This window comes from Streptomyces milbemycinicus (assembly GCF_002154605.1).
Lineage (GTDB): Bacteria > Actinomycetota > Actinomycetes > Streptomycetales > Streptomycetaceae > Streptomyces > Streptomyces milbemycinicus.
This window is the reverse complement of the sequence record NZ_MUNE01000196.1, coordinates 1-8963: the sequence shown is the minus strand read 5'-3', so window position 1 is coordinate 8963 and position 8963 is coordinate 1. Positions and strand designations below refer to the sequence as shown.

At 73.0% G+C, this 8963-nt stretch carries 4 protein-coding genes and 1 pseudogene; 4 read left to right on the top strand and 1 reads right to left on the bottom strand.

Annotated elements, in window-relative coordinates:
- The 3 genes from CCN51_RS17445 to CCN51_RS17435 form a co-directional block, all read left to right on the top strand.
- On the top strand, positions 1-1183 hold a 1183-nt coding region (locus tag CCN51_RS17445; RefSeq protein ID WP_245881637.1), incomplete at its 5' end, for an ATP-binding protein.
- A gap of 197 nt (positions 1184-1380) precedes the next feature.
- Positions 1381-3237 (top strand): PucR family transcriptional regulator, encoded by a 1857-nt coding sequence (locus CCN51_RS17440; RefSeq protein WP_014176025.1) that lies wholly within the window; start codon positions 1381-1383, stop codon positions 3235-3237.
- Between the two features lie 193 nt (positions 3238-3430).
- Positions 3431-4891, top strand: coding sequence for an aldehyde dehydrogenase family protein (locus tag CCN51_RS17435; protein WP_014176024.1), 1461 nt, complete (start codon positions 3431-3433; stop codon positions 4889-4891).
- A 194-nt stretch (positions 4892-5085) separates the two neighbouring features.
- Here the strand turns inward: CCN51_RS17435 and CCN51_RS17430 are convergent, their stop codons facing one another.
- Positions 5086-8016 carry a glycoside hydrolase family 3 protein gene (locus CCN51_RS17430; RefSeq protein WP_043490027.1) on the bottom strand — a complete coding sequence of 977 codons (2931 nt, stop codon included), beginning with the start codon at positions 8014-8016 and terminating at the stop codon, positions 5086-5088.
- Positions 8017-8373: 357 nt separating this feature from the next.
- On the opposite strand from CCN51_RS17430, the pseudogene CCN51_RS17425 reads away from it, so the two are divergent.
- Positions 8374-8963: pseudogene (locus CCN51_RS17425) on the top strand (extracellular solute-binding protein); the annotation flags it as partial.

Sequence of the window (8963 nt, the reverse complement as noted above, 5' to 3'; positions counted from 1 at the left end):
ACCCCGACGAGGCCTCGGCGAGCACGCCCGCGGCCTCGTCGGGGTCGTTGGTGCCGCCGTAGAGGTCGAGGTCGTACGCGGATTCGGGGCGGGGCTCGGGGCCGATGAGGCGTTTGACGTCGTGGTGAAGATCGGCCGCCCCGAATCCGCGTACGACCTCGACCTCTACGGCGGCACCAACGACCCCGACGAGGCCGCGGGCGTGCTCGCCGAGGCCCTGATCGGCGACATGGCCGCGTCGCTGCCGGGCGGGGACAGCCGCCGGGCGGCCACCGCGCTCGCCCAGTTGCTCGGCCCGTACCGCGCCGCCCACGGCCGTTTTCCGTCGGTGCCCGAGCTGCGTGAGCTGCTGGACGGTTCGAAGGCCGCGGTGGGTGCGCTCCGCGAGGCGCTGGACGCGGCCGGGCAGTCGGCGCAGGCGCGCGAACTGGACGCGCGGGTGCGGCAGGCCGGCGCGCCCGGCGATGTGGGGGCGCTGCTCGCCGACCGGATCGCGCTGCTGGACCGGCCGGTGTTCGCCGAGTTCTTCAATACGGGCGGCGACCGGCGGCCCTTCTCGCTGCGCGCCCTCGAGCACCCGCTGCGGGTGCGGATCGATCTGCCCGAGCGCGGCCATGTCGAGGCATCCCGGATGCTCGCCCGCCTGGTTCTCGCGCAGTTCACCGAGTGCGCCGTGGGCCGCGCGGACCGGTCGCTCTTCGCCTGTCTGGTGCTCGATGACGCCTCGCACACCATCACCCCTGAGGCGCTGCGCGGTATCCAGCGGCTGCGTTCGGCCAACGCGGGGGCCGTGCTGACCTTGCGCACCCTGGACGACGTGCCCGACGCGCTGCGCAGCGCGCTGCTCGGCGCGGTCGGCTGCCGGATGGCCTATGCCGGGGTGACGACCTGGGACGGGGCGCGGTTCGCCGAGGTGTGGGGCACGGAGTGGGTCGAGGCGCGGGATGTCACTGACCGCCAGATCATCGCCGAGGAGCCGTTCACCAAGGTGTTGCACTTCATCCGGAAGGTGGTCACCGGCAAGGCCGTGACGACCCAGTCGGTGACCGTGCGGAAGGTCGAGCGCGAGCGCTGGTCGGCCTCGGAGCTCGCGCACGCGGTCCCTGCGGGGCACGCCGTGCTGTCGGTGACCTCCGTACGGGGCGAGAGCGGGCCGCCGGTGCTGGTGGATCTTCGCGCCTGACGCCCGCCCGGGGCGGCGTGCAGCATGTTGGCGGGGTGGGCACCCTCACCCCGCCAATATGTCCCGGCTGCCCGATGTCCGCGTGCAGCCGAAAATCGACGTTCTTCGATTCCCCGTATTCATCCATTGAGGCAGAATCGATTGCAGCCGTTCGTACGGGACGGCGAAGTCCCGCGTCGACGTCGACCGAAGGTGCCATGCCTCCCACCCTCGCCTCACTGGTCCACCACACCGCGCTGAAGCTGTCCGTGCTCGCGGGTGAGGACCGGTTGGAGACGCCCGTGCGCTGGGCGCATGTCAGTGAGCTGGCCGATCCCGTGCCGTATATGGAGGGTGGTGAGCTGCTGCTGACCACCGCGATGAAGCTCGATGCCGAGGACCCGGAGGCGATGCTCCGTTACGTGCGGCGGCTGGCCGGTGCCGGGGTGGTGGGGCTCGGGTTCGCGGTCGGGGTCAACTATGACGAGGTGCCTGCCGCGCTTGTCGCCGCGGCGAAGGAGGAGGGCCTGCCGCTGCTGGAGGTGGCGCGGCGCACGCCTTTTATCGCCATCAGCAAGGCCGTGTCCGCGGCCATCGCCGCCGACCAGTACCGCTCGGTGACCGCCGGGTTCGAGGCGCAGCGCGAGCTGACACGGGCCGCGATCGGCGCTGAGGGGCCTGCCGCGCTGCTCGCCCGGCTCGCGGCGCACCTCGACGGCTGGGCGGCGCTGTACGACGCCTCCGGCGCGGTGGTCGCCGCCGCCCCCGACTGGGCGGCCCGGCGGGCTGCCAGGCTCACCGTCGACGTGGAGCGGCTGCTTGCTCGGCCGGCCCCCGCCAGCGCCGTCCTCGGCGGCGGAGTCGGCGTCGGCGGAGGCGGCGACGGCGGAGGCGGCGGGGGAGAAGGCGGGGACGGTGATGGGACAGGCGGCGCCGATGGTGCGGATTCGGCCGGTGAGGTGGCCGCGGACCGGGTGGAGCTGCAGTCGCTGGGCACCGGCCGCCGCCCCCGTGGCGTTCTCGCGGTCGGCACGGGCGCGCCCCTCGGCACCGCCGAGCGGTACGCCGTGCATTCGGCGGTGGCGCTGCTGACCCTCACCACCGAGCGTTCCCGCGCCCTGCACGAGGCCGAGCAGCGGCTCGGCGCCGCCGTGCTGCGGATGCTGCTCGCAGGCGAGCCCGACCATGCGCGGGCGGTCGCCGGGCAGCTGTACGGCGGCCTGCTCGACGCGCCGTTCCGGATGCTCGTCGCCGAGGGCGCTCCTGGCAGCGGGCCGCAGCAGCCGGGCGCGGCAGCCGTCGGCGGCGGCATACAGGAGACGTCGGCGGAGAGCCCGTCGGCCACCGGCCCGGACAGCACAAGCGCAGGCACTACGGCAGCCCGTACGGCCCCGGCCGCCGAGACGGCCCCCGCGGACGCCCCCCTCAGCTTGCTCGCCGACGCGATGGAGACGGCCGCCGCCCGCACCGGCGAGGCCGTGCTGGTGGTGCCCGACGGCGGGCGCCTGATCGTGCTGGCTCCGGACGGCGGCGCCGCGGTTTCCGTCTGCGCCGAGTACGCCAAGGCGGTCGAGAGCCGCCGCGGCGCCGCGGCCCGCCCGCGTGACCGCAGCGCCGTGCCTCCGGGCGACGACCTCGACGACCTCTTGATCGGGTTGTCCGCCCCGGCGGGTCCGACGGCCGCCGCGGCCGCCTACCGCCAGGCTGAGCAGGCGCTCTCGGTGGCCAGGCGGCGCGGCCGGATGCTGGTCGAGCACGAGGAGGTCGCCGCGGGCTCCGTGCTGCCCCTGCTGGCCGACGACGCCGTACGGGCCTTCGCGGAAGGCATGCTGCGGGCGCTGCGGGAGCATGACGCGACGGGCCGCGGCGACCTGGTGGCCTCGCTGCGGGCCTGGCTGTCGCGGCATGGCCAGTGGGACGCGGCGGCCGCCGACCTCGGCGTGCACCGGCACACCCTCCGCTACCGGATGCGTCGCGTCGAGGAGATCCTGGGGCGGTCGCTGGACGACCCCGATGTGCGCATGGAGCTGTGGCTGGCACTCAAGGCGACCGCGCAGGGAGCTCAGCACGGCTGACGCCCGGCACGGCCGGAAGCACCAAACGGCGCGCCCAAGCACCCCGCCCCACCCCACCCCACCAATGCGGCGCGAGGCAGCGGCCGACTGCTACGCACCGGACAAACAGCTTCCGGCCCTGCCGCGCCTACGGTGGAGGTGGAGACACCTCCGCACCATCACCCCACCACTTCCGGAAGGGTCGGGATCCGCCGTGCCAGACACAAACGAAGCCGTCACCCACGCGTTCTGGCTCGCCGGCCGCGAGGCCACGGGCGAGAACACTTTCGAGGTCACATCCCCCTGGGACGGGCGCATCGTCGGCGCGGTGAGCATTCCCACCGAGGCCCAGGTCGAGGAGGCCGTCGCGGCCGCCGCGGCCGTCGAGGACGAGTTCGCCGCCACCCCCGCGTACGTGAGGGCCGCCGCCCTCGACCATGTCTCGCGGCGGCTGGGTGAGCGCGGCGAGGAGATTGCGCGGCTCATCTCCGTCGAGAACGGCAAGCCCATGAAGTGGGCGCGCGGTGAGGTTGGCCGGGCCGTGTCCGTGTTCCGGTTCGCCGCCGAGGAGGCCCGTAGATTCAACGGCGGGGAGGCGCAGCGGCTGGACACCGACCCGGGTGGCACCGGGCGGCTGGCGCTGACCCGCCGCTTCCCGCGCGGGGTCGTGCTGGGCATCGCGCCGTTCAACTTCCCGCTGAACCTGTGCGCCCACAAGGTCGCCCCGGCGCTGGCCGTCGGCGCGCCGATCATCCTCAAGCCGGCCCCGGCCACGCCGCTGTCCGCGCTGCTCCTCGGCGAACTGCTGGCCGAGACCGACCTGCCCGCGGGCTCCTGGAGCGTGCTGCCGGTGCCCAACGACCGGATGCCCGCGCTGGTCCAGGACGAGCGGCTGCCGGTCATCTCCTTCACCGGTTCCGACAAGGTCGGCTACGCCATCAAGCAGTCCGTGCCGCTCAAGCACTGCACGCTGGAGCTCGGCGGCAACGGCGCGGCCGTCGTCCTGGGGGACTACTCCGCCGAGGCCGACCTGGACTGGGCGGCGACCCGCATCGGGACCTTCTCCAACTACCAGGCCGGGCAGTCCTGCATCTCCGTGCAGCGGGTGATCGCGGACTCCTCCGTCTACGGGCGTCTGGTACCGAAGATCGTCGCGGCCGTCGAGGCCCAGGTCACCGGCGACCCCTCCGACGACGCGACCGACGTCGGCCCGCTGGTCAGCGAGGACGCCGCGAAGCGCGTCGAGGCCTGGGTGGAGGAGGCCGTCCAGGGCGGGGCGCGGGTGCTGACGGGCGGCAAGCGCGAGGGCGCGGCCTACGCCCCGACGGTGCTCGCCGACGTGCCCGCCGGCGCCGCGGTCTCCTGCGAGGAGGTCTTCGGGCCGGTGCTCATCGTCCGCGAGGCGGCGGGCGAGGACGAGGCCTTCGCCGCGGTCAACGACTCGAAGTACGGGCTGCAGGCGGGCGTCTTCACCCGCGATGTGCGGACCGCCTTCCGCGCCCACCGCGCGCTGGAGGTCGGCGGTGTGATCGTGGGCGACGTCCCGTCGTACCGCGCCGACCAGATGCCGTACGGCGGCACCAAGAAGTCGGGCGAGGGCCGTGAGGGCGTGCGCTACGCGATGGAGGACTACACCTACGAGAGGGTCCTCGTCCTCACCGGCCTCGACCTGTGAGCCGTGCCTGACGCGCCTCGACCTGTGAGCCGTGCCTGACGTGCCTGGCGTGTGAGCCGCGCCTGGCGCGCCTGACCTCATGGCGAGCGCCCACGCGGAGGGTGACGTAGGTCCTCCGCGTGGGCGCGTGGCCCGTCATACCGGGCCGGGCCCGTCGTATCGGGCCGGGCCCGTCCTATGGCGGCTCCGGACCCTCAACCGGAGAAGCCGAGACGAGCCAGTCTCAGTGCCCCGCGCAGCGTGATGTGCAGGTCATGCACGCCCGACGGGGGAGTGGGCAGGGTGGCGCCCACGGTGGTGTAGCGGTACGGGTCGCCGGTCGGCGGGATGGCGACCGAGGCGAGCGTGGTGCCGTCGGACAGATGCAGTTCGACCGCCGCCCCATTACCCTCCAGGTCCTCCGCGCGTGCCGCCTGCACGGTGACCGTCCGCGCGCCCGCCCCGAAGTCGCAGGCGCGGAAGAGCAGTCGGCCGATGGTGTCGTCCGCGCCGGCCACCGCGTCGCCGCGCACCTTGGTCAGGTCCACCAGCCTGATCCCGTCGGCCGAGTCGAAGTCCGCCGCCGTAAGGCCCCGTTCCAGCACCGGGCGCGGGGCGGGCGGCGGTCCGTCGACGGCGATGGTGGCGGTGCACCGGATGTCGGCGCTGGAGGCGCCGGCGTGGATCTCGTACGTGCCCGGGTCGACGGTCCAGCGGCCGTGTGCCACGTCCCAGAAGCCCAGCGCCTCGTCGACCGGGACGGTGAAGAACAGCCGCGCCGTCTCGCCCTGACGCAGCGGGACCCGGCGGTGGGCGACAAGCCGGCGGTGCGGGCGCGGGACCCGCGCCTTTGGGGCGCTGACGTAGATCTGCACCACCTCGTCGCCGTCGCACGGTCCGGCGTTGGTGACCTCGCACTCCACCGCGAGCACGGCCCCCTCGCCCTCGCTCGCGGTCCGCTGCACCGACAGTTCCCCGTACGCGAAGCGGGTGTACGACAGACCGTGCCCGAAGGGGAACAGCGGTGCGCCGTCGAAGTACAGATAGGTGGCGCGGGACACGATGATGTCGTAGTCGATCAGGTCCGGCAGCTCCTCGTCGGCGGCGTACCAGGTCTGCGGCAGCCGGCCGGCCGGTGAGGCGTCGCCGAACAGCACCCGGGCGAGCCCGGTTCCCGCCGCCTGGCCGCCGTGCGCGGTCCACAGCAGCGCGGGCAGCGCGTCGGCCGCCTCGCCCACCGCGTACGGATAGCCGGAGACCAGCACCAGGGCGGTACGCGGATTGGCGGCGTGGGCGGCGCGCCACAGCCGGTCCTGCTGGGCGGGCAGGGCGAGGGTGGTGCGGTCCTCGGTCTCGCGGCCGTTGATGTGCGGGTCGTTGCCCGCCAGGACCAGCACGGTGGTGGCCTCCGCGGCGGCCCGCGCGACCGCGTCCTCGCCGCGTTCGACGACCTCCAGCGTGAAGACCTCCGCCTGTGCCTTCGCCTGTGCCTCCGTCTGTGCCTCCGTCTGTGCCTTCGCCACCATTGCCTTTGCTTCCGGCGCGGCAACCTTCAGGCCTTCGGCGGCGACACAGACGTACCCGCCCGTTCCCCTGTGCCGGAGGAGATGTCCGTCGCCGTGCCGCTCCAGCGTGAACGTCTCCTGGACCACCCAGCCCCCGGGCTGCTCGGCCGCGGCCCGTACGAACCCGCCCTCGGCCACGGTCAGATAGCGCCCCGACGGCGCGCGCAGCGTGAGCACGCCGCCGCCCCAGTCGGTGAGGGCCAGATCGGTGGGCGCGGGACCGACGGTCAGCGGCGGCAGGTCGGTGCGCCCGGCCGTGTGCGCCGGGTTGAGCGAGCCCTCCCGCGCCCGTTCCTCGACCTCCGCGTCCGGGACCCGCACCCACCCCGCCGCGGCGCGCAGCCGCACGGTGTCCGTCCCCTCCACGAACACCACGCGCTCCGCGCCGAGCCGTGCCACCAGCGCCTCGCGCGGTGTGCTGCGGCGGATCAGGCTGCCGCTGTACCAGTCGAGCTTGCACTCGTCGGCGAGCGGGCCGACCACCGCGACGGTGCCCGCCGTGGCGTCGGACAGCGGCAGCAGCCCGTCGTTCTTGAGCAGGACGACGGCCTGTTCGGCGGCCTCCAGGGCGAGTGCCCGGTGCCCCGGCGTATCGAACCCGGCCGCCTCCACAGGTTCGGCAGGCTCTGTGGGCGGGTCGAACTCCCCCAGCGCGCACCGCATGGCCAACAGCCGCCGCACCGCCACCTCGACGACCGACGCGTCGATCAGCCCGCGCCGCAGCGCGCCCCGCACCCGCTCGACGGTCTTCGACGCGTCCTGGTCGTGGTCGGTGAAGCTGTCCACCCCGGCCAGCAGGGCCGCGGCCACCGCCTCCTCGTGGGTGTCGAAGTAGTGCTCGGAGTCCACCAGGTTGGAGGGCGCGCCCGCGTCGGAGCACACCACCAGCTCCTGCTCGGTCCAGCTGCGCAAGTGCTCCCGCAGATACGGGGAGACGTGGTTGGGCCGCCCGTTGACCAGGTTGTACGCGGGCATCACACCCGCCACCGCGCCCGCCTGTACCGCCCCGCGGAAGGCCGCGAGGTCGTACTCGTGCAGTACGCGCGGCCGCACCGAGGAGGAGGTGGTGTCCCGGTGGGTCTCGTTGTTGTGCGCCAGCCAGTGCTTGAGGACGGGCGCGGTGCGCCAGCGGACCGGGTCGTCGCCGCGCAGTCCGCGTGTGTACGCGGCGGCCAGCGCCGAGGTGAGGTACGGATCCTCGGCGTAGCCCTCCTCGTTGCGGCCCCAGCGCGGGTCGCGCAGCAGATTCACCACCGGCGCCCACACATTGAGCCCCACCCGTTCGTCGCGGGCGCGCATGGCCCGTACCTCGGTGCCCACTGCCTCGCCGATCCGCCGCAGCAGTTCGGGGTGCCAGGTCGCGCCGAGCCCCACCGCCTGCGGGAAGACCGTCGCGGGCCCCATCCAGGCCACGCCGTGCAGCGCCTCCTGGCCGGTGCGGAAGGCCGCCAGGCCCAGCTGCTCCACCGCGGGCGCGAACTGGTGCAGCATCGCGATCCGCTCGTCGAGGGTGAGCCGTGCCAACAGGTCCGCCACCCGCTCGCGGTCGGGCAGCCGCGGATCACGGAAGGGCGTAGTCATCGACTCGCTGGTGGCCTGGCAGCCGCTCACGCGCGGATCCCCTCACGGTTGTGTCAGTGGGGTCGAGATGTCATTCGAAGCGCTTCGATGCTGGTGTGGTGTCACCCGGATGTCAAGGCTCGAAGTGGCAACAACCCCACGGCGTCATGAAGTTGCGGGAATAGTCATGATGAAGCAGACCACCTCAGAACTCCGCAGACCCTCTCAGGCTGCGTCGATATGCGGCTCCGCCACGTGGCCAACCAATCTTTTGGGTACCGGTCTTGCGCGACCTCACCCCCCGACTTAACCTCAGCGCAATGTTGAAGCGCTTCGACCATCGGTCACACGGCGGGTACGCCACGAAGGGTTGACGCAATGCCGAACTCCCAGGCTTCGGCCTCCACTTCCACTCCGAGCCGGAGAACCGTCCTGTCCTCCGCGGCCGTCGCCGCGGTGGCCGTCGCGGGAGGGGTCCCGCTGCTGTCCGCGTGCTCCACTGAGGAGTCCACCGGCAAGGGCGGTACGACATCCGGCAAGGACCTGAAGAAGCTGCTGCCGACCCATGTGGCCTCCCAGGTGGTGAAGCCCGACATCCCGAGTGTGAACGGCTCGAGCCCCGGATTCACCCAGGCCAGGCCCACCGCCGAGCTGGTCGCCTCCGTCAAGGGCAAACCGGGCAGGGGCGGCAGCTACACCGTCTTCGAACCGCTGTGGGGCACCCCGCCGCCCAAGAACAGCGCCTACTACAAGGCCGTCAACGAGGCCCTGGGCGCGCAGATCACCTTCCAGCCGCAGGACGGCAACACGTACGGCGAAAAGCTCAGCGCCGTCCTTGCCTCCGGGGACATCGCGGACATCGTGATGATCCCGCAGTGGGAGATGGGCGGAAAGCTGATGGGTGCCATCAGCGCCAAGTTCGCCGACCTGGGCCCGTATCTCTCCGGCGACAAGGTCAAGAAGTACCC